This window comes from Robbsia betulipollinis (genome assembly GCF_026624755.1).
In the GTDB taxonomy this organism is placed as follows: Bacteria; Pseudomonadota; Gammaproteobacteria; order Burkholderiales; family Burkholderiaceae; genus Robbsia; species Robbsia betulipollinis.
On record NZ_JAPMXC010000010.1, the window covers coordinates 479,902 to 501,112 of the forward strand.

Annotated in this window: 15 protein-coding genes and 1 pseudogene; 13 read left to right on the forward strand and 3 right to left on the reverse strand. The window is 64.4% G+C overall.

The window, feature by feature from the left end; translation table 11 throughout:
• Positions 1 to 428: 428 nt before the first annotated feature.
• The gene (locus OVY01_RS19910; protein ID WP_267849316.1) at positions 429 to 2,588 is read left to right on the forward strand and encodes a leucine-rich repeat domain-containing protein; all 2,160 of its coding nucleotides are present in this window, start codon (positions 429 to 431) and stop codon (positions 2,586 to 2,588) included.
• Positions 2,589 to 2,653: 65 nt separating this feature from the next.
• Here OVY01_RS19910 and OVY01_RS19915 read toward each other — a convergent pair whose 3' ends face one another.
• The gene (locus OVY01_RS19915; RefSeq protein WP_267849317.1) at positions 2,654 to 3,769 is read right to left on the reverse strand and encodes a succinylglutamate desuccinylase/aspartoacylase family protein; all 1,116 of its coding nucleotides are present in this window, start codon (positions 3,767 to 3,769) and stop codon (positions 2,654 to 2,656) included.
• A gap of 574 nt (positions 3,770 to 4,343) precedes the next feature.
• Here OVY01_RS19915 and OVY01_RS19920 point away from each other — a divergent pair.
• The 7 genes from OVY01_RS19920 (at position 4,344) to OVY01_RS19950 (ending at position 13,060) form a co-directional block, all read left to right on the forward strand.
• Positions 4,344 to 5,699 carry a sigma-54 dependent transcriptional regulator gene (locus tag OVY01_RS19920; RefSeq protein WP_267849318.1) on the forward strand — a complete coding sequence of 452 codons (1,356 nt, stop codon included), beginning with the start codon at positions 4,344 to 4,346 and terminating at the stop codon, positions 5,697 to 5,699.
• A 384-nt stretch (positions 5,700 to 6,083) separates the two neighbouring features.
• Positions 6,084 to 8,027 carry an alpha/beta fold hydrolase gene (locus OVY01_RS19925; RefSeq protein WP_267849319.1) on the forward strand — a complete coding sequence of 648 codons (1,944 nt, stop codon included), beginning with the start codon at positions 6,084 to 6,086 and terminating at the stop codon, positions 8,025 to 8,027.
• A gap of 271 nt (positions 8,028 to 8,298) precedes the next feature.
• Entirely contained in the window at positions 8,299 to 8,589 is a 291-nt protein-coding gene (locus OVY01_RS19930; RefSeq protein ID WP_284700933.1) for an acyl carrier protein, read from the forward strand.
• Between the two features lie 7 nt (positions 8,590 to 8,596).
• A complete protein-coding gene (locus OVY01_RS19935; RefSeq protein WP_267849320.1) occupies positions 8,597 to 9,820 on the forward strand; it encodes an acyl-CoA dehydrogenase family protein in 1,224 nt (407 codons plus the stop codon).
• A 28-nt stretch (positions 9,821 to 9,848) separates the two neighbouring features.
• Entirely contained in the window at positions 9,849 to 10,787 is a 939-nt protein-coding gene (locus OVY01_RS19940; RefSeq protein ID WP_267849321.1) for a DUF1839 family protein, read from the forward strand.
• A gap of 525 nt (positions 10,788 to 11,312) precedes the next feature.
• A complete protein-coding gene (locus OVY01_RS19945; protein ID WP_267849322.1) occupies positions 11,313 to 12,140 on the forward strand; it encodes a Crp/Fnr family transcriptional regulator in 828 nt (275 codons plus the stop codon).
• 266 nt (positions 12,141 to 12,406) lie between these two features.
• Complete coding sequence (locus OVY01_RS19950) at positions 12,407 to 13,060, forward strand: hypothetical protein (RefSeq protein WP_267849323.1); 654 nt, start codon at positions 12,407 to 12,409, stop codon at positions 13,058 to 13,060.
• On the opposite strand, the gene OVY01_RS19955 is transcribed toward OVY01_RS19950, so the two are convergent.
• Positions 12,978 to 14,570: an amino acid adenylation domain-containing protein gene (locus OVY01_RS19955; protein WP_267849324.1), complete on the reverse strand. Its 1,593-nt coding sequence runs from the start codon at positions 14,568 to 14,570 to the stop codon at positions 12,978 to 12,980. The two genes, OVY01_RS19950 and OVY01_RS19955, sit on opposite strands and share 83 nt — an antisense overlap.
• A 248-nt stretch (positions 14,571 to 14,818) precedes the next feature.
• On the opposite strand from OVY01_RS19955, the gene OVY01_RS19960 reads away from it, so the two are divergent.
• Entirely contained in the window at positions 14,819 to 15,625 is an 807-nt protein-coding gene (locus OVY01_RS19960) for a LabA-like NYN domain-containing protein (protein ID WP_267849325.1), read from the forward strand.
• Positions 15,626 to 15,649: 24 nt separating this feature from the next.
• On the opposite strand, the pseudogene OVY01_RS19965 reads toward OVY01_RS19960, so the two are convergent.
• Positions 15,650 to 16,786, reverse strand: a pseudogene (locus OVY01_RS19965) (cysteine desulfurase family protein); the annotation flags it as partial.
• A 179-nt stretch (positions 16,787 to 16,965) separates the two neighbouring features.
• Here OVY01_RS19965 and OVY01_RS19970 point away from each other — a divergent pair.
• The 4 genes from OVY01_RS19970 to OVY01_RS19985 all read left to right on the forward strand — a co-directional run bounded on the left by OVY01_RS19970 (position 16,966) and on the right by OVY01_RS19985 (position 21,165).
• Positions 16,966 to 17,430: an Lrp/AsnC family transcriptional regulator gene (locus tag OVY01_RS19970; RefSeq protein WP_267849326.1), complete on the forward strand. Its 465-nt coding sequence runs from the start codon at positions 16,966 to 16,968 to the stop codon at positions 17,428 to 17,430.
• Positions 17,431 to 17,479: 49 nt separating this feature from the next.
• Entirely contained in the window at positions 17,480 to 18,181 is a 702-nt protein-coding gene (locus OVY01_RS19975; protein WP_267849327.1) for a hypothetical protein, read from the forward strand.
• A 174-nt stretch (positions 18,182 to 18,355) separates the two neighbouring features.
• Positions 18,356 to 18,781, forward strand: a complete 426-nt coding sequence (locus tag OVY01_RS19980; protein WP_267849328.1) for an RcnB family protein — start codon at positions 18,356 to 18,358, stop codon at positions 18,779 to 18,781.
• Positions 18,782 to 19,005: 224 nt separating this feature from the next.
• Positions 19,006 to 21,165, forward strand: coding sequence for an NYN domain-containing protein (locus tag OVY01_RS19985; protein WP_267849329.1), 2,160 nt, complete (start codon positions 19,006 to 19,008; stop codon positions 21,163 to 21,165).
• Positions 21,166 to 21,211: the final 46 nt, after the last annotated feature.

Here is a 21,211-nt window from a genome sequence, read left to right on the forward strand (position 1 = left end):
TGATCGCGATTCTGGAGTTTATGTAACAAAGTGTATTTGTTTGGTTCCGCGCTTCGCTGAAGGCGCGCGAATTTCGCCGAAACCGAAATTTTCCGCAAGCTGCGGTCCACGAATCGGACCGTCAAGGCGAGCCATGCCGGCGCGCACGGCGATTTTTTGGCGGAACCTGGCGGAAGCGGGGAGTCGCGAGACGAAGCGCGCGGGTCGCTCTCAGACCGGGGGCCCACGCACCCGGGCCAACGGATGTGGATGAGACGCTAGGATGACGCGTGTTTCTTTCTGCGAGACCGTATGCTTGTTCACCGAAAGTATAATGTCGTCACGCCGTCAGGCAGGCCAGGAAGCGGATTCGCACGGCATGGCGAGGTTGTTCGCGTCGCGCCCGCATGGATGGTATTGTCGGCGTTCTTGACGTGAGGAGCCTAGACGTGAGACCCATCGACCCCAACGACAGGGCGCAACGGTCGAATACCCATGATGCGTCCCGCCATGGCGCATCGGACGACGCTCCTCCCACCGCGACGCCGGGCGGACGACCAGGCGCCGTGCCGCCCGCCGCGTCGCCCGCCGCGTTGCGTGGCGTGCCGTTCTCGACGTCCCGCCGTGACCAGGGCCGCAGCGAGAGCGCAGCACTTGCGCACGCGCTGGGGCAGGCACTCGACTGTCTCGACCAACTGCCTGTCGCGGCGATGCGCTCGCCGGCCGGTTGCCGGTCGCTGTTGACCGCGATCTTCGCACCCGCCATGCCGGGCGATGCCCTGATCGACCCGCAGTTCGCTGCCGTGCTCGCCGATCTTCAGTCGGCGAGCGGCGGTGAGGCGGGACTGGGCGATGCGAACGTGCGGCAGCCAAGCCGCGCCACGACCCTGTTATCCGCTCATCTCTACGCCGTCGCCTGTCCCGACCTCGCGTTCCATCCGGACGGGGCGTTCAATGTGCCCGGATGGCGGCGCTTCGTAACCCAGGGCCTGGCCGGGCTGGCTGGCCTGGAGACCCTGCATCTGAGTCCGATCTTCGTCGAGGAACTGCGTCTTCCGGATCCCGCCACGCTGTTTTCGCGCAGCCTGCTCGCGTGGGCGGGCGAAGTCCCCGCGGATGCAGCCGAGAACCGTGTCGAAGCCGCTTCCCTGATCCGCAGTTGCAGCGAGGAGGGTCATGCCGCGCTCGATCTGTCCTACCTCGGGCTCACGTCCTTGCCGGGCGCGCTGTGGACGGTGGACCGGGAGGGCAGTCCGTGCTTTGCCGCGGGCGGGCTGCAGGAGTTGCGCCTGAACGGCAATCGCCTGACCCATTTGCCGGATGGCATCGGGCAACTGCGGCAGTTGCGCCGTCTATCGCTCAACGAGAATCAGTTGAACAGATTGCCCGATGCCATCGGCGAACTGCAGGCGTTGCGTTCGTTGCGCCTCGCCGACAACGAGTTGAGCATGCTGCCGGAATCGATCGAGCGGCTGCAGCGGCTCGAATCGCTGGTGGCCGATGGCTGCCTGCTGGGCTGCCTGCCGCCTGGCATCGGCTCGCTGCGCCAGCTGCGCGAACTCGAACTGGAAGACAATCTGCTCACGTCGTTGCCGGGAAGCCTGGTGGACTTACCGTCCGGGTGCGTGGTGCGCCTGTTTCAAAATCCGCTCTCGCCGCCGGTACGAACGGCTTTGCTGGCACTTGGCGCGGGGCCGCTGATCCTGGTCGACCCGTTGCCCGAGCCGCGGCCAGGCGCGTTGCGGCTGGCGCGGCCTTTGAGCATCGCCGTCTTCGACTGGTTGACCGATGCACGGGAACGCTCGTCCGCGGCGTTGGCACGCTGGCATGAATGCGAGGCGATGCCGCATGCGCGGTCTTTCGCCTTGCTGCTGGACCGCTGGAGCCAGCTTCCCGAGGCGCTCAGCTGGAATACGCGGGCCGCCTTCCGTACGCGCATCGACGACCTGCTGCGCAGCATCGGCGAGCGCCCCGGGCTGGCGCGCCTGTGTTTCGCCGCGGTGAAGGAGCGGCAAACCGACGTGCCGGCGAACTGGCAGGCGTGCCTGACGCATCTGGAGGCGCTCGTCGTGGACGACGACGCCCAGCGAGGGGGCTATGCTGTGCCCGACATCCTGCGTCTGGCCTTGCAGCGTTACCGGCTCGACGCGCTGGAAACGCTTGTCCGGGAGAGGGCGGCCGACCTGCGTTTCGCCGATCCGACGGATGTGTACCTGGCGTATCGCGCGGCGCTGGCGGGGCGCCTCGACTTGCCCGAGGACGGGTATGGCGTGGAGGATTTCCAGCTTGCGGGCGTCAGCACGGCGGATATCGCACTGGCCGTCGAACGTATCGCCGCAGCGGAGGCGGGCGATGCGGTCGTGGATTTCCTGATAGATTATGCCCCCTGGCGCGCGGGTCTTTGCCGTCATCAGCCGGAGGTCTTCGAGCGCGTGCTGGCCAGGTTCGACGGGGAAGCCGATCAACTGGCACTGTCCGCGGCGAGATCGCACTCCGCCGCGTTCGTCGAGAGCCGTGACACGCTGTTTCGCGCGCTGCAATTGAGACGTAACGCCGCGTTCAACACCGCGTTGCGCGAATTGACCCGGCAGTGGCTCGACCGGCGATGATTGCGCCGTGTGGCGGCGCGGACATGTCGCGCGGCGGCGTCCAGGCTGCCGGTGCGTCCGACGGCTCAGGCAGCGAGCAGGGGACCGGTACGTTGTACCGTCTCGCCGGTGACCCGGCCCAGTGGCGCACCCTGATAGGTGAAGCGCGTCGCGCGGCGCATATAGAAAATGCCGTCGGTATGGCTCACCAGCGTGGTGATGTCCCCCGTCAGCGGATCGACGATATCGAACAGCGGGTCACCCGCGCGGATCACGTCGCCGATCGCGGCACGGTGCACCAGGATGCCGCCGATCGGGGCGTTGAACTGTTCGCTGCCCGCGAGCGGCGTCGGGCCGCCAAGCAGCGGCGGCAAGGGGCGAGGGGTGCCGGCGATCACGCCGCGCGCGATCAGGAAATCGATGATCGCGTCCGCGTCCTGCTGCGCGAGGTCGTGGGTGACGTCGCGTTGTCCGCGCAACTCGATGGTCACCGACACGCTGGCGTGCGGCACGGGCCGCGCATCGCCGAAGCGCTGCCGCAATTTCCACCAGAGCAGGCTGTGCACCTCGTCGAAGGCGTCGCCGCCGGAATCGGTGGCCAGCAGCGAGACGGCGGCGCCCATGTAGCGGGACAGGGGCTCCACCTCCGGCCATAATGCCTCCGACGTGTAAATGTGAAGATTGGCTTCCAGCGAGCAGTGCAGATCCAGCACCACATCCGCATCGATCGACAATTTCAGCAGCGCGAGCTGAAGCGAGTCGAACTCCGTGAGGGGTACGCGGGCATCGAGCAGGGTGCGCAGGCCGGTGCGTATCGCATTCCGGTTGGCGACTGCGTCCGCACCCAGGTCGTGCTCGACCAGATCGCCAACCGTGTCGAGAAACGGGAACTGGCGGTTGAAATTGTGTCCGCTGCCCATTTCGAAGCGGCCCAGAAACTGGCCGAGTATCTGTTGCGAAAGGCCGATGGGGTTGGCGATCGGCACCAGGACGATTTCGCCGCGCAGCCGGGACTGGGACTCCAACTGCTGCAAACGCTCGCGCAGCGCCACCGCGGTCAACATCGCGGGCGTTTCGTCGGCGTGCAGGGCGGCCTGGATATAGACTTTTTCGCCGCTGCCGGGGGTGCCGAAGTGATGACTCAGCAGTTCGCGGTGCGTGCCGGGAGCCGGCGAGATGAGAGGGGTCTGGCGTGATTGCATGAATGGTCAGCGGTAAGGGGAAGGAAAGCCGACGGAGCGGACGGCGCGCCGGTTCTGCACTACGATGTCGGGTCTTGTCGATACCGGGAAAAGCACCATTGGTAACAAAAAGACAGCGTGAGGCAATATTTACGCCGGGGTCGAAAATCGCTGTATTTCGGCAATATATACCTATAATGTGGCGTAAGAACTTGCGGCGCCCCCGACGTTTTCCTTACTGCCTTGCCGACAGCGCCGGGCGGATCCGGCAGCGGACAGTCGACGTCATCAAGCGCGCTTCTGCACCGGGCGGCGCGGCGATGGGCGTACCCCGTACCGGTAGTGTAATTCAAGCAACACGACCTCAGCGTTTTTCCCGGCAGCTGAGATATAACGGTTTCGATGTGCAAGAATAGTTTCGATTTGAAAAGGTTTTGTACGGCGCCGTTGAAAATTCCTAGAATGTCGATCTGCTCCAGGAAGTTCAATTGGCGGCATTTATACATGACGATCTCGTAATTCCTTGAGGCACGGGTCGCAAATTGGGCATCCTGTCTCTTCGAAGTGGTTGGACAGGTTCTCCCAGGAATGACCAATGGATTCCCATCAACGCAGTTGTCTTTATCTGACACGCAAAGCGGACGATTTCCTGCAACAGTTGCTGATCGCCCGTGGCTGGACCATGACGGTCGTCAATGCCCCGGCCGAGGCGATCAAATCATTCAAGAAGCGCCCGTATGTCGGCATTCTTGATCTGAGCAGCGGCTTCGCGCGCGAGCAACTGAGCGCCGTCGAGCACTGCCTGTTGCAGCCGGATGGCGGCTGGGTGGCGCTCGCGAGTGCCGAGCAGATGCGCGAGCCCCTGTTTCGCCGCCTGGTTGCGAAGTATTGCCTGGACTACCTCGTCACGCGCGTCAGTGGCGACGCGGTGGCGGACGCGATCGACCGCGCCCATCGCATGGTGGTATTGAACCAAAGTCCCCCGTCCTTGGGCACGGATACGATGGTGGGCAGCAGCGATGCGATGGAGCACCTTTTTCGGAACATCGCGAAAGTATCGAGCACGACCGCGCCGGTTTTCATCTCCGGCGAGTCGGGCACCGGCAAGGAGTTGACGGCCGCCGCGATTCACCAGAACTCGGGACGGCGCGACCACCCGTTCGTGGCGATCAATTGCGGCGCGATTCCGCATGCGCTGGTCCAGTCCGAACTGTACGGCTATGAGCGCGGCGCATTCACGGGTGCCCACGAGCGGCGCGCGGGCAAGATCGAAAGCGCCCATAAAGGCACCTTGTTCCTGGACGAAATCGGCGACCTGCCAATGGATAGCCAGGCCAGCCTGTTGCGCTTCCTCCAGGAAGGGCAAATCGAGCGTCTGGGTTCCAGCACCCCGATCAACGTCGACGTGCGGGTCATCTCCGCGACCCACGTGGACATCGATGCGGCGGTGCGTGCCGGCCGGTTTCGCTCGGACTTGTTCCACCGCCTGTGCGTACTGCGCATCGACGAGCCGCCGCTGCGGGCGCGCGGGCGCGACATCGAACTGCTGGCGAACCACATGCTGGAGCGATTCCGCGACGAGGGCTCGCGGCGCATCTCGGGATTTTCGTCGGGTGCGATCGAGGCACTGTACAACTACGACTGGCCGGGAAACGTTCGCGAACTGATCAATCGCGTCCGGCGCGCGGTGGTGATGGCCGAGGGGCGCGTGATCACGGCCGACGATCTCGAATTGACGCAGTGGGCAACGCCGCGTCCGATCACGCTTGCCGAGGCACGCGATGTCGCCGAGCAAGCCGCGATCCAGAAGGCCTTGCGCCGACATCGCAACCGTTTGAATGACGCAGCCCAGGAGTTGGGCATCTCGCGCGTTACCCTCTATCGCCTGATGGGCGGACAACGTATCCGCGACACCTCGAGCGCCGACGGCGACCTGCGCCCGGTCGCCTAGCCACCGCCGCGCTGGGTCCGGGGCGCCACGCGCCGTGCGGCGTTCGGTGTCGCGCTTTCCCCTGCGCCCAACCGTCGCGTCGCCGCCACGCCCGGCGAACCGGCTCCCCAACCGTCCTGTTCCCACCCAGTGATAAAACGCCCGGTCGGCGACGTTCCCCTGCATTTTGTGTAGAAGATACATACCTTTACACTTAAAGGCAGTAATCATGCCCAACATCGGCGAAAATAGAAAAACCATACCGCCGGCGCTTGCTTAGATGCCACAATATTTATTGCGACAATGGCATTCTCCGTGCGAGGACGAACATTGCCGGGTCAGCTAAAACCGTAGACTTCGACCTATCAATTCATCTTCGTTTTCGGACCATGTCGGGAGTTAGTGATGCGTCCTATCGTTTTCAATGAGTGCTTCGGGTGGTTGCATGACGCCGAGGGTAAAACAGGCGTGATCCTGTGCAATCCCTACGGGCATGAGGCACTCTGGACGCACCGCGGATGGCGCGCGCTGGCGGAGAACCTTTCGCGCAACCACTTCCCGACATTACGTTTCGATTACCGTGGCACGGGTGACTCGGCGGGAGCCGAAAACGAAGGCGACGCGATCGAGACCTGGCTGAACAGCATCGAGGATGCGGTTCGCTACATGCGTGAGCATACGGGCGTCGCGCAGGTCGTGCTGTGCGGCATCCGTCTGGGCGGCACGCTCGCCGCGCTGGTGGCGAACCGGATCGCCGTCGATGGACTGGTCATGATGGCACCGGTCACGTCCGGGCGCGAGTATCAGCGCGAATTGCGCCTGATTCAGCGGCGCTGGCGCAATACGGCAGCGCCGCATATCGAAGCGGAAAAGCACAAGCCCGATTATCTGGAAACACTGGGATTCCGTCTGTATCCGGAGACCCTGCGCCATCTGGAGCAAGTCGCCCTGCCGCAGGACCTGCAGCCGGCGGTGCCCAATGTGCTGTTGCTCGATCCTGAAAAGTCGCGTGCATCGGGCGCGGTGCTGAACTTCTACCGGGAACATGCGGTGAACGTGGAGGTCGATGCCTTCGACGATTACACCGCGCTGCTCAGCGAAATCAGCGACACGCCCGCGCCGCATGCGTCGATTCAACGGGTGGTGACCTGGTTGCGGACGCATCTGGGCGATGGAATGGGCGTGCGTTCGCCGTCCGACCTGCCGACGGCAGCCGTCATCAACGACGCGACGGCGCCGGATGTCATGCACGTCGCACCGATGCTGCACGGCAACGGGTTTTGCGAAACGCCGGTGATATTCGACAATGGCCGCCTCTTCGGCATCTATTGCCGTCCCGAGACCGCCCAGACGGACGGGCCCGTGCCCGACGACGAGAGCGTCGACGATTTGCTGCGCGACATGCAGGTCGATCTGACCTCGGCCGCGACCGGGCAATATGCGGTGCTGTTCGCCAATACCGCTGCCAGTCATCACATCGGCGAGGCGCGCATGTGGGTAACCCAGGCGCGGCTCCTCGCCCAGCGCGGTATCGCGTCGCTGCGTATGGACGTGGGGATTTTGGGCGACAGCGCGGGCGCTCAGGAGTCCATCGAAGCCACGATGCTGCACAGCATGCGCTCGTGTGCCGATGTCAGCGAGGGAATCAGCTGGCTGGTGGACGCCGGCCATACCCGGCCCTCGCCGGTCGGCATCTGTTCCGGCGCCTATCTGTGTTTCCACGCGACGGTGATGAATCCGCGCGCCGTGGGTGCGGTACTGATCAACCAGAATTTCTATACCTGGTCCGACAAGGACGCTACCAGGCCGGAAATGGTGGTTGCGGCAACCCGGGTCTATCTCGCTTCGATTCGCCGCGCCGACAAATGGAAGCGTCTCTTCAGCGGGCAGATTCCCGTGGGGACGATCGCTGCCACGCTGATGCGTCGTCAATTCGAAAAATGGGGTCGCCGGGGCGCCGACATACTGAAAGCGTTCGGCGGGCAGGAAAACCACACCGGCGCCGTTCGCAAGGCGTTCAGCACGCTGGCGCAACGCGGGGTCCGCGTCCGTATCCTCTATGGCGACTTCGACGTCGGCCTGGAGGAATCGGAATCGTACTTCGGGCGCGATTTCAAGTGGCTGCGCGGTCTTCCCGGCATGAACATCTCGACCGAGCGCTCGCTCGACCACGCGCTGTTTCTCTATCCCGCGCGTCAGATCATGCAGGAAGTCATCGAGCGTCATCTGCACGAACAGGCATCCTGTTCGGCAAACCTGCAGGCAGGCGGTGCAGCCAATGCTTCCCGACCGCAGTGGAACGCCTTCGGCCGCCAACCGCCGCTGCGCTCGGTGGCGGCGAAACGCTAAGACACACCCGCACGCGTACGTGCGGCAGGGCGGGCCGTGGGCCGCGTCGTAAAACGGCGCCGTCCCGTTCGCGCCCGGTTCGATGCGCCGCCCGTCAGCGCGTCGGTACCGGCGCGCGCCGCTGCAAGGTTCACGCAGCCACGTGCGTTGCCGAACTGAAACGTTGCCGTATTGCAGGTCTAATCAATCGATCGATCAATCGGAATTTCGGACGCCTCGCGCCGAAGCGCCGCCGCATACACCTAGCCCCAGTCACTGGATGGCGTTAACGATGAACCAAACCTTGCTCGCTCGAAACCCCCTGCCGGATGCCGAAATCCGCACGAAGATCCGTCACGTATTGTCGGAGGCCGCCATGCTCGACGTTCCTCTGGACACGCTGAGCGATCACGCCGACCTGTACGCCGCGGGTCTCGCCTCGGTGACCAGCGTGCGCGTCATGGTCGCCCTCGAGGACGAGTTCGAAATCGAGATTCCGGACCGTCTGCTGACCCGCCATCTTTTCGCCAGCATCGACAGCCTGTCGCGCGCCGTTGCCGAATGTCTCGGCTCACAGGACTAGCCAAATCATGATCATTGCCCGCCCGACGGCCTCCCGGTTGGAAAGCGTCGAGAACCCGCGCGCGACGAGCGCATGCCGTATGCCCGGTCGCGACTGGAATGCCGCCGCGAAGACGGCGGCCGGCGTGGCAGCCGAATTTGCCGACGCCGTGGACGTCGAGGGCCGATTTCCGGCGGAAGGCATCGCCGCACTGCGTGAACAACGCTTGCTGGCCGCCGCGATCTCCAGCGATCTGGGCGGGGATGGCGCCACGCTGCGCGATATCGCGACGATTTGCCGTACGCTGGGGACGGCGTGCGCGTCGACGGCCATGATTTACGCCATGCACCAGGCGCAAGTCTATTGCCTGATCAAGCACATGCAGGACGATGCCTGGTTCGCGACCTTTTTCCAGGATATGGCGCGCGCGCAGTGGCTGCTCGCCTCGGCGACCTCGGAGGACACGGTGGGCGGCGATCTGCGCAGCAGCGTTTGCGCGGTCGTCGCGGACGCGGCGGGCGATTTCACGCTTTCCAAGCGGGCGTCGACCATCTCCTATGGGGCACAATCCGACGCGATCCTCGTTACGGCGCGTCGCACCCCGGACGCCGCGGCATCCGATCAAGTGCTGGTCATGCTGCGGCGCGAGGATCTCTCGCTCCAGCCTGTCAGCGGCTGGAATACTTTGGGCATGCGCGGTACCTGTAGCGGCGGTTTCATGCTCGAAGGACGTGGTCATGTGCAGCAGGTGTTCCAGACGCCCTTCTCGGAGATTGCCTCAAGCACGATATTGCCCGTCTCGCACGTCCTGTGGGCCAGCGTCTGGCTCGGGATCGCCACCGACGCGGTGCGCCGCGGCCAGAAATACTTCCGCAAACAGGCGCGCTCGGGTTCGAGCGCGGTGACGCAAAGCGGGCTGCGGCTGGCGAACGCCCTGGGGCTGCTGCGCACGATGGAGGCATCGGTGCACTCGGCGCTGCTGTTCTACGAAGACCAGCAAGGCGCCAACGCGGAAGCGTTGTCCTTCGGCGCCGCCTTGCGTATGGACGACCTGAAGATACGGATGTCCAACATGGCACTCGAAATCGTCGGCGAGGTCATGCAGTTGTGCGGCATGGCGGCCTACAAGAACGACACGCCGTTCAGCCTGGGACGTCATTTGCGCGACCTGCATTCCGCGCCGATCATGATCAACAATGACCGCCTTGCCGCCAGCATGGCAGTTCTGATGATGGCTGAACGTGCAATCTGAAGGTCCGCAGTCTCCGTTACCTCGCGCCGTGCATATCCCTCATGTCCTGCACACCGGACAGCGGCTCTGGAACCGGGCGAACTCGTACGCCTCTTTGTGGATCGAACTGTTGCACGGCTGGGGCTTCGAGCCGCTTGCCGCGCTGGCATGCGCGATCGCGCTGGACTTCGATGGCGACCAGTTCACGGTGCTGTCGCTGCCGGAAGAAGATCTGAAGGTGTTGTACGGCGTAACGACCTTCCGTCTGGCGATCTACGACCGGCTCGAGGCGCATATCGCCACGCAAACCGACGCGGGCAATGTCGTGCTCGCGGATGTGGATACCTTCTATTTGCCGGATGTGCCCAGCCTGTACGGGACGTTGCACGGGCCGACGCTCGTGGGGATCGATCGCCTCGACATGAGGGCCTGCGCGGCCTCGTACTACCGGCAGGGCCGGCGTTACGAACTCGGCGGCGACGACTACGGTGGCATATTCCGGCAGCCGGCGCTGGTCGAGGGCTATCACGATGCCCTGATCCGTCACGTCGAATGCGCGAAGCGCGCATTTCCACCGGTTTCGGAAGAGGCGTTGGCCGCCGTGTCGGTGCAATTGTTGCGCCGCCACCTGAGCCGGGTGCCGCAGCGCAGCCCGATCGCCGCGTTTCGCGCGACCCTTTCCAGCACGCTCGAAACGCTCGCCAACAGCGGCGAGACATTCCGGCACTCGTTCGCGTACGGCACCCTGTCGCAATTCGGCAGCCATTTCGAATTGTTCACCGCCTATCTGCAATGGCTGGAGCACCGTCACCATCCGCAGCCGGCGGGATGCATACAGGCCAGTCAGCGTCTGGTGTCGGAGTCGCTGGTCTGCCAGATGCGATTGCTGCGTGCCACCACGCGCGGAAAGATGGACCCGTGCGAGGATAGCCTGGACCGTATCGAGACGCATTATGAAGAGTTGATCGCCTGTCTGCGGACGTCGTAAAATCCGTTTCGGATCGCCGCGAGAGCGCTGGCGAATCTGCGGGAAAACCCTTAAAAAACGACGATTCAAAAGTGAAACGCTTTTAGTTCAAACGTTTGACAACGTTTCCGGCAAATACGATATTCAACAAGCCTCGGCAGGCCGACGAGCGGTTTTCTTGCTGAAGCAATAGTAATAATGACCGAAAAAAATGTCCCCCAGGTCGTCCTGACCGATGCGGTGCTGCCGGGTAAAATGCTGTAAACCTTGCGATTTCAAAAAAGAAACGTTTCATGCCCCGGCATCGCGCCCCCTCTCACCGCTTATTTGCTGCCTTGCGTCGACAGGCCCGTCGTACAAGGGTTTTCGACTGCTGGCACGAATATCGCTTTATAAGATCAAGTGACCGGCAGCGAGTCGATTTTTCAGTCAACCAGGAAAAATCCTATCGTCTGCCAGCAGCCGGATGATCGCAGTCACCGGCGATGCAAGTAAAATTCAGGGCGCAAGCCCCACACATACGAAACAATATTTAGGGTGGCGGACATGACAAAAACAGCGTCGATCGGAATGGTTCACAGCAACCGGCTGCTTGCCGTATACCCGGCCGCCGGCCAGATCCTGCCCTCGGCGGATCTCGAACTGGTGCATCTGCCGGCCGGAAGGCTGCTCTACGATTGCGGACAGCGGATCACGCATGCCTATTTTCCGGTAACGGCGGTTGTCTCGCTGATGTTGCTGATGAAGAGCGGCGCGACGATGGAAATCGCGTCGGTGGGTGACGAAGGGCTGGTCGGCCTGCCGCTGGTCATGGGCGGCGATGTCATGCCGAGCCGCGCCGAAGTGCGCACCGGCGGCCTGGCCTATCGCATCAAGGCGGCGGATCTGAAGCGCGACTTCGGCGATCTGCCGCTGATGCGCACGGCGATCCTGCTGTACGCGCAGACGCTGTTGACGCAAGTGTCGCAGTCCTCCGCCTGCAACCGTCACCATTCGGTGAGTCAGCAGTTGTGCCGCTGGTTGCTGCTGGCCCTGGACCGCGCGCAGTCCAACCAGTTGTCGATCACGCACCAGTCGATCGCCAATATGCTGGGCGTGCGTCGCGAAGGCGTGACCGAGGCGACCGGCAAGCTTGAGCAGGCCGGTATCATCTCCCACGTGCGGGGCAAGATCACGGTGCTCGACCGTCCGCGCCTGGAAGCGGCCTGCTGCGAATGCTACGGCATCGTTCGCGACGAGTTCGCACGTCTGCGCGAACGTGCCACGGAACTCGCCGGTCGCGACGACCATGCCGAGAGCCTGACGATGCGGCGCTGGTCCACGGGCTCCGCCCCCCAGGAAACGCGTGTCACGGTCGGCGAAGGACGCCACTGAGCACGTCGCGCGCTGTCGTGTAGCGGCGCCTGAATTTCTTCCGACATCATCGGACCGGCCCGTGTGCCGGTTCTCACGGCCCGTGGCGCAGTACTGCCCACGGGCCGTGACGTTTTGGCCCGGCGCGATAGTGCCCGTCGTGCGTGTGCTGTCGCACGGAGCCTTTCCGCTCTCCCGTTTATGCTTCCCCGACGCGTCCATGATCCGTATGGGAGATCGCTCCAACGATCCTTGTGGCGTCCGTCGAAATATCCGGGAGAAAATTCGTGAACATCAGTAAGGCGCCGCAGCAGAAAAAACATGAGGAATCGCGGGTTTTCATCCGGCTTCACATGAGCGAGGCGGTGGCGCGCGGCGCATCCCATATCCGTAGCAAGCGGCCCGCTTCCCTGCAGGACGGCATCGATGAGGTGCGGCGCGAATATACCGTGGACTTCGGCGAAGACACGGTCGCGGCGTTTCTCGAATGCATCGAACTCTGGCTGAACGACCGCGGCAATACCGTCGCGGCCGCGGCGCTCCGACTCTACATGCAGGACGCGATCTCCCCCGACTACCGTTCCTCCTGCCTGCATGACGTCGAGGACGACCTGGCCGATGCGGAGCATTTCGGCGCGCGCGATGGCTCGCACGATTCCGACGCCGTCGGTGCCCTGGCATTCCCGCTGGCGGCGTCGACCGTCTCGATGTATGCGACCGATCATTTCGCCGCGCCCGCCGATACCGGGGAAGCGCGCCACACACGCGGCGCACCCGCATCGCGCCTCAATGCCGCCGTCGCGCCTCGCTCCGGCACGCGCGACGAGACCCGCCCGCGCGTGCCCGGCGCGGTGGTGGCTAGCCGGGCTGCGCTACGCGCGCCACGGTTTGCGGACAATGGCCCAGCAGCGCATTCCTATCGATCTTCCCGTTCGCGTTGACCGGAAACGCATCGAGCCGGACGACACGGCTCGGCACCGCGTAGAGGGGCAGTTGCTGTCGGCAGGCCGCGAGAATCGTCACGTCGTCGCGCGCGGTCCCGGTCACGAATCCCACGAGTCCATTGGCCATGCCGGTCGCATCGCGCGGCCACGGTATGACCGCCACCATCAGCGCACCGCTTGCCAGCCGCAGCGCATGCTCGACTTCCTGCGTTTCGATCCGATGGCCGCGAATCTTGACCTGGCTATCGGTTCGGCCGTGGAAGCGCATGCCGTGGGATGCCGAGACGCTCGCCAGGTCCCCGGTACGATACCAGCGCCGCGCCGTGCGTCCGGCATAGACGCGATCGAAGAACTTCGCATGGTCTGCCGGATTGTCCGAGATGTAGCCCGCGGCAAGCTGCGCGCCGGCCAGCAGCAACTCGCCTTTTTCGCCGTCGGCAACAGGTTCGCCTTGTGCATCCACGACCAGCGTTTCCTCGCCCGGCAGGGACCAGCCAAGGGGCACCACGGCATCCGTGGAGCGGGCAAGCGCGGGGCGTTCGACCTCGAAGCGCATGCACGCAATCGTTGCCTCGGTCGGGCCGTAGAGATTGCGTATCCGGCTATGGGGCGCGGCGAGCGCCCAGGCTTGCGCGAGCGACGTGGGCAACGCCTCCCCGCAGAACATCGTCATGCGCAACGACGGAAAGACGTCGGGTTTGAGCTTGCGAAACTGCTGGATGAAGGCGGCGGTGGAGGGCACCGAACCCCAGTGCGTCAGCGCATGTTGCCGGACGAAGGCGAACAGGGTCAACGGATCGCTGCTGGGCGGCACGTAGAGACATCCCGCATTGGCCCAGCAGACGAACATGTCGTGTACGGACAGATCGAACGTGAGGTCGAACGCCTGGCTGTAGCGGGCATTCGCCGCAGCGGGGTCGACCGCCACCTGGCTGCGCATGTACGCGGTGGCGTTCGCATGCGTGACCTTGACGCCTTTGGGCACGCCCGTCGTGCCGGAGGTGAAGAGGACGTAGGCGAGGTCGGCGCACGTGCGCCGTGCGTGTACCACGCGTTGCGGCGCATCCGGCACCGCAACGGCTTGTTCCGCGGCGAGCAGGCTTTCAATCGCGACGATGCGGATCGCCGGGTCGAGCAGCGGTTGCAATTCGGCGAGCCGCGTCGCGCAGTCGCGGTCCACCAGCAGGACGCGGGCGCCGGAACGCCGGGCGATCGCGGCATTGCGTTCCGGCGGGAAATGCGCGCCAAGCGGTACATACGCGTGACCGCTGGCCAGGATGCCCAGCAGTCCGCCATAGGCGGCCGCGGAACGATGGGCGAACAGCAGGCAGGCGGGCGTGTCGCCTTCCCGCGCCGGAACGATGTCGGACGTCAGCCGTTGCAGGCCGTCGGCGACGCGATCTGCCTGTTCGGCCAGCGTTCGGTAGCTCAGCAACTGCGCGTCGACCCACAGCGCCGGCGCATCGGGAAGGCGTGCAGCCGTATCGAAGAAAAAGGAATCCAGCATGTCTGAACTCGTCCTTGATGGAGGCTGCGCCGATAAATCCCGACACAGCGGTGCGATGAATGATGAAGAGGCCCGACTATAGCAACGTTGACAAAACGCGATCGTACTCAGCCGTACAATGGCGCGATGTTCACGCAATGTCGTTCTCACCGGGCACCGGGCGCCCTGTGCCGGACCGGACATTGCTGTTTTGCCTGTTTTGTCAGAAGATGGCGGCCTGCGGTCGCAGCAAGTCATCGGGGTGGAAAATGAGAAGAATCGGCGTGTATGTAGACGCAAGCAATATTGGCATGAACGGCGGACATGGCCTGCGCTACGACGTCTTGCGCGCTCTCGCGTGCCGCGGTGGCGGCGAGGCCCAGCGGTTGAATGTCTATCTCGCGTTCGACGAACGGCGCGCCGCGCAGTCGCCCGATTACGGGACCAAGGCGATGTCCTATCAGGCGGCGCTGCGGGATCAGGGGTTTCGGGTCACGGTGAAGACCGTCAAGCATTTTCGCGACGAGGACGGTGTGGAGACCACGAAATCGAATGCCGATCTCGACATGGCCGTCGACGCGCTGATGGAGTCGGAGCGGCTCGACACGGTGTTGCTTGCGACCGGCGACGGTGACTTTATCCAGGTCGTGCGCGCGCTGCAAAGCAAGGGGTGTCGCGTCGACGTGCTGGGTTTCGACAATGTTTCGCGGGAACTGCGCGACGCGGCCGATCAGTTCATCAACGGTTATCTGGTGCCGAATCTGCTGCCGCTGCGCGAACCCGGCGTACCCGTGGCGCGCTGGGGGCAACTGGGTGGCAAGGTGCGGGGCGTGTGCAACAAGTTCGGCGCGGAAGAGGGTTATGGATTCATCGCCTACTGGCCGTCCCTGCCGGAAACCCCGGTGCTTGCCGCCACCGATACCAAGCCGGCCTACTTCAAGACCGCGAGCCTGCAGGACGCCTCGATCATCGCGCGGCTGCCGTCGCGCAATGTCGTGCTCGAATTCGAATTGAATGCGCCGGCGAAGCCGGATGGCGCACCCGAGGCGCGGCGCATCCACGTCGTCGCGTCGTGAGTGCGTGACGTCATGAACTCACGCGCATAGCGCGACGCCCCGACGCAGCGCGGCGATCGCCACGTCGACATCGGCGTCGCTGGTGAACCGGCCGAGACTGAAGCGGACCGTTCTGCCGGCATCTATCGGGTCGAGCCCGATCGCGCTCAGCACATGCGAAGGCGTGCCCGCCGCCGCGCTGCAGGCCGACGTGGAAGAGACGGCGAGCTCGCCGGCGAGCCGAAACGGAAAGAAGCCGTCACGCGCGATCGTCACACTCAGGGTATGCGGGATCCTTCGCGCGTGCGCGCCGTTCAGGCGCACGCCGTCGAGCGCGAGCGCACCGTCGAGCAACCGCCGGCTCAGCGCCGTGATGCGCGCGTGCTCCGCGCATTGTTCGCTCGCCGCCACCGCGCAGGCCGTGCCCATGCCGACGATCTGATGCGTTGCCAGCGTGCCTGAACGCAGTCCCCGTTCGTGACCGCCGCCATGCATCTGCGGCGCGAGATGGGCGTCGACCGACCGCCGGACATACAGCGCACCGATGCCCTTGGGTCCGTAGACCTTGTGCGCGGACATCGACATCAGGTCGATTCCCAAGGTGCTCACGTCGACCGCGATCTTGCCCAGGGCCTGCGCCGCATCCACATGCAGGAGCGCGCCCGCCGCGTGCACCAGCGGCGCGATCGCGCCGATCTCGGTCAGCGTCCCCAATTCGTTGTTGACGAGCATCAGCGACACGAGGCCGGTATCGGGCCGCAGTGCGGCGGCGAGCGCGGCCGGCGTGATCGCGCCATGGGCGTCGGGCGCCAGGTACGTCACCGGGAAACCTCGCTGCGCCAGGCTCGCGGCGGTGTCGAGAATCGCTTTATGCTCGAGACTGCTGGTAATGATATGGCGTCTGTCGCCCGCCGCATCGGCGAATCCCTTCAACGCCAGGTTGTTCGATTCCGTGGCGCCCGAGGTCCAGACGATTTCGTCGGCATGCGCGCCGATCAGTGCCGCGACCTGCGCGCGCGATGCTTCGACGCGGGCGCGTGCATCCTGGCCCGCTTGGTGAGATAGCGACGCAGGATTGCCGAAGTGACCCTCGACGCCCAGGCAACCCATCATGGCGGTGATCACGCGGCTGTCGGCGGGCGTGGTGGCGGCGTAATCGAAATAAAGCTGGGAAGAGAACATGGTCGGGCGTTGGCAAAGGAGGAGAAGCTCAAAATTTTACGTTTTCAGCCTAGGGAAATGCTGCCAAATTACCCATTTTGTCTGCTTTTTTTAAAAATATATTGCTACTTTAACGGTAAATTTGGGAATATCATTCCAGATCGATGGTTCCGTCCCGGTTGTTCCGTTCTGGTGCGCATGTGTTAGATAAAATCGACAAGAAAATCCTCGCGATCCTGCAGGAAGACTGCACCGTCTCCGTGGCCGATCTGGCTACCCGCGTCAATCTTTCCGCGACGCCCTGCTGGCGGCGGTTGCAACGTCTGGACAAGGACGGTTATATTCTTCGGCGCGCCGCGCTGCTGGATGCCGATAGGCTGAACCTCGGTGTGACCGTGTTCGTCGAGATCAAGACTTCGGAGCATTCGCCTGCCTGGCTGGCGAGTTTCCATGAGGCGATACGCGACATTCCCGAAATCGTCGAAGTGCACCGGATGAGCGGGCACGTCGACTATCTGCTCAAGGTGGTCGTGCCCAGCATCCAGGCATACGATGGGGTCTATAAGAAACTCATCTCCGGGGTGGCGCTGTTCGATGTCAGTTCCGGATTTTCGATGGAACGGCTGAAAGCCACGACGGCCTTGCCGCTGGATTACGCGCAGTGACCCGAGCGCTGCGCGCCATGCGTCTGAACTTTTTCAGCAGAGGAGCAGTATGAAGACAACAGGGCGCATGCTCGCGCCGGCCTGGCTGCCGACCGCTGCCGCCGTTTCCGCCATTTCCCTGGCCTTGCTGCTGGCCGGCTGCGGCAGCAAGAACGACGCCAGCGAGCGCAATTTTTCCGCGGCGCTGACGCATTACCTCGACGACAACGGCGACCTGTGCCTGGACGTGGGACCCTTCCCCGTGGACGTCTCCGAGGTCGATCTCAAGCAGCAGGCAAACGAGCCTGCCGGTCACGCGGCGCAGATGGCCGCGCTGCAGCACGTGGGGCTCGTCGGTTCGATCGACGTCTCCCTGGGACAGTTGGGATTCGTCGACGACCGTCCCACCGGCCATCGCCTGCGCGTGCGGCGTTACGATCTGACCACCGCGGGGCGTGACGCTTACCGGAAGATCGTGGCGGACGTGGTTGCAGCGAGCGGCAAGAAAGAGCCGGAGCGGGGCGACATCTGTTACGGCAAGCTCGCGCTCGGGAAGGTGACGGGCTGGGACGGCCCGACGCAGGTCAATGGCAGGCAGGAAGCCTCCGTCCGCTACACGTACAAGGTGGAAAGTCTCGCCGACTGGGCGAAGGGGCCCGAGGTCGGCGCGGCGTTCCCCTATGTCACGAATACGGTGACAGGCGCGGGAGAACAGTCCCTGACGACGGTGATGGTACTGACCAGCAAGGGGTGGGTGGCCAAGACCTCCTGAAAGACGCGGCAATGCGCGGTAATGTCGTGCCGCGTTTCCCCCACATCTTGAAACACATGCACAAGCCTTGAAATACGCCGATGTGCGAGGATGTCGACACGGCTTCTCTTGGAAGTTCACCGCATCATCCGGCAGGACGATTTCTGTCGCCGTCTTATTCAACAGGAGAAAAATATGAAAATCAAAACCGTCGCAACAGGCTTGGCCTCGTTGACGCTATTGCTGTCCAGCGCGGTCTTCGCGCAGGGCGCGCCGGACAACCATGGCGGCGATCAGGGCGGCAATCAGGGCGGTGCGCACGGCAACGCGGGCGGCCCGGGTCACGACCAGGGCGGGCAGAATCGTGCGCCCACGCAGGCACAGGGCGGCCCCGGCCCCATGGCGCAGCACGACGGACATGGCCCGCAGCCGCATAGCGATTGGCATAAGGGCGGCCGCGTTCCGGCCGATTACCGGGGTGGCCAATACGTGGTGGATGACTGGCATGCGCACCAACTGCGTCAGCCGCCGCGCGGCTACCATTGGGTCAACGTGAATGGCGATTATGTGCTGGTCGCCATGGCTTCGGGCCTGATCGCCCAGATCATCTCGGGTCATTGATACCTGCCAACTGATATGGGGCGCGCGACGACTTCTTCGGCGCGTGTTCACGGGTTTGTGGCATTCTGCTGGAAGAGGGAACGCCGCCGCTGGCGCCACGGGAGTCTTTTTCGCCTTCCCGGACGCCGGCAGGCGGCAATCCCGGCGGATCGCGGCGCGTTACCGGTATGATGCGGGCTGAATGCCGTTTGCCGTATATGCCTGATATATCAGTTGGAGAATCCATGGCCTCACCCCAAGAAAGCGTCAGCATGGCGTTGTTCTGCGATTTTGAAAACGTCGCGCTCGGCGTGCGCGATGCGAATTACGAGAAATTCGACATCAAGCCGGTGCTCGAACGGCTGCTCCTGAAGGGCAGCATCGTCGTCAAGAAAGCCTATTGCGACTGGGACCGATACAAGGGTTTCAAGGCCGCAATGCACGAAGCCAGTTTCGAACTGATCGAAATCCCGCACGTTCGGCAATCGGGCAAGAATTCCGCCGACATCCGTCTGGTCGTGGACGCGCTCGATCTGTGCTACACGAAGCTGCACGTCGACACGTTCGTGATAATCAGCGGCGATTCCGATTTCTCGCCGTTGGTGTCCAAACTGCGTGAAAACGCGAAGAAGGTGATCGGCGTCGGCGTGAAGAATTCGACGTCGGACCTGCTCGTCGCCAACTGCGACGAATTCATTTTTTACGACGATCTGGTGCGCGAACAGCAGCGTACGATCGCCAAGCGGGAAGCGGGCGCGGCGTCCAAGCGCAACAGCGACGACGACCGCCAGCCGAAACCGGAAGTCGAGCGCCGCAAGGCCGAGGCGATCGCGATCGCGGTCGAGACTTACGACGCACTGGCGTCCGAGCGGGGCGAGAGCGGTAAAATTTGGGCTTCCGTGCTGAAAAGCGCGATCAAGCGCCGCAAGCCGGATTTCAGCGAATCGTATTACGGTTTCCGCGCGTTCGGAAACCTGCTGGACGAGGCGCAGTCCCGTGGCCTGCTCGAAGTCGGGCGCGATGAAAAATCGGGGGCCTTCGTGTTCCGGAACGCCCAGACACAGTCCGACGCGCCACGCCAGCAAGACACGCGTCAGCAAGATGCACCCCGCCAGCAGGACGTGCCCCGCCAGCAGGACACGCCCCGCCAGCAGGACACGCCCCGCCAGCAGGACACGCCCCGTCAGCAGGACACGGCCCGCCAGCAGGACACGGCCCGCCAGCAGGACACGGCCCGCCAGCAGGACACGGCCCGCCAGCAGGACACGGCCCGCCAGCAGGACACGGCCCGCCAGCAGGACACGCCTCGTCAGCAGGATGTGACGGTTTCGGAGTCACCGGCATTCGCCTCCTTGCCAGCGGCGGCGGGCGGCGCGGCGCCAGGCATGCCACGCAATGGCAACGGGAAAAACCGGCGCAACAAGGGCCAGGGCCGTAATGGCCATCGCCAGGGCAGCGAAGCGACATCGAACGGTTCGGCCCATCAGGGTCTGGCCGGCCAGGGCTTACCGGGCCAGGGCAGCCCGCAGTCGGGCAACCCGAGTCAGGGCGGTCAGCACGCCGGCGCGCAGGAAGCGGACGTTCAGGGTCACGGCGGGCCGACACCTGTCGACCGGCCGGTCGCCGCCGGACCGATGGCGGAAGGCGGTTCGCATAACCGCGTGCATCGCGATGCGGACGGGGCGGCGCCGCCGAGCGCGCCTGTCGTCGCGGCCAGCGAGCCGGTACCGGCATCTTCGACGTCGGCTTTCGATGCTGAGGTGACGCCGCAGCCGGAACGGGCACGCGATGTGGTTGGCGACGATGCGGCAAGCGTGTCCGCGCCGCCATCGCGCCGTCATCGCGCCGATCGTCCGCGCGTCGTCCAGAGCCAGGCCTGGAGTGATGCGCGCAGTGCCGCCCAAACCGACCTCGCGTTCGCGTCGGAAGCGTTAGCGCCCGCCGCCCCGGCTGCGTCGCACACCGTCGACCCGGACGGGCAGACGCTTTCCCATGCTCGTCCGCAGGGACGTCAAGGCGCGGCCGCCCAGGCACGGCGTGCGTCCCGACTGCCGCTGGCCGACGCCCCAATGGCACGGAACAGCGCGGCCGTCGAGGACGATACCGCACCGGAACATGTCACCTCGACGACGCATGAAGCCGTCAGTGTGGCTCCGGCGCATGGTGCCCCGGCCGACGACGGCGCCGCGGAGCGTGATGCCGGCGCGTTGCCCGAGAAGCAGTCGGCCGCGCGCCGCGGCCGCAGAACGGCCGCCAAGAAAGCCGATGCGCTCGTCGTACCGACCCTGCTCGAGGAAGCGCCGTCGCCGCAGCCGGTCGTCGATGTCGACGGTACGCCGCGGCCGGCCAAGCCAGCCGCGCGCGCCCGCCGCCTGCGCAAGGCCGCGGTCGTCGAGAACGACTGACCTCCGCAGCCGGCCTGCTCCGGGCCGCTCGATCGCGAGAACGCCG

Coding starts and splice junctions, on each gene's coding strand:
- OVY01_RS19915 (WP_267849317.1), bottom strand. CDS start 3,769: ATGCAATCACGCCAGACCCCTCTCATCTCGCCGGCTCCCGGCACGCAC.
- OVY01_RS19920 (WP_267849318.1), top strand. CDS start 4,344: ATGGATTCCCATCAACGCAGTTGTCTTTATCTGACACGCAAAGCGGAC.
- OVY01_RS19925 (WP_267849319.1), top strand. CDS start 6,084: ATGCGTCCTATCGTTTTCAATGAGTGCTTCGGGTGGTTGCATGACGCC.
- OVY01_RS19930 (WP_284700933.1), top strand. CDS start 8,299: ATGAACCAAACCTTGCTCGCTCGAAACCCCCTGCCGGATGCCGAAATC.
- OVY01_RS19935 (WP_267849320.1), top strand. CDS start 8,597: ATGATCATTGCCCGCCCGACGGCCTCCCGGTTGGAAAGCGTCGAGAAC.
- OVY01_RS19945 (WP_267849322.1), top strand. CDS start 11,313: ATGACAAAAACAGCGTCGATCGGAATGGTTCACAGCAACCGGCTGCTT.
- OVY01_RS19955 (WP_267849324.1), bottom strand. CDS start 14,570: ATGCTGGATTCCTTTTTCTTCGATACGGCTGCACGCCTTCCCGATGCG.
- OVY01_RS19960 (WP_267849325.1), top strand. CDS start 14,819: ATGAGAAGAATCGGCGTGTATGTAGACGCAAGCAATATTGGCATGAAC.
- OVY01_RS19975 (WP_267849327.1), top strand. CDS start 17,480: ATGAAGACAACAGGGCGCATGCTCGCGCCGGCCTGGCTGCCGACCGCT.
- OVY01_RS19980 (WP_267849328.1), top strand. CDS start 18,356: ATGAAAATCAAAACCGTCGCAACAGGCTTGGCCTCGTTGACGCTATTG.
- OVY01_RS19985 (WP_267849329.1), top strand. CDS start 19,006: ATGGCCTCACCCCAAGAAAGCGTCAGCATGGCGTTGTTCTGCGATTTT.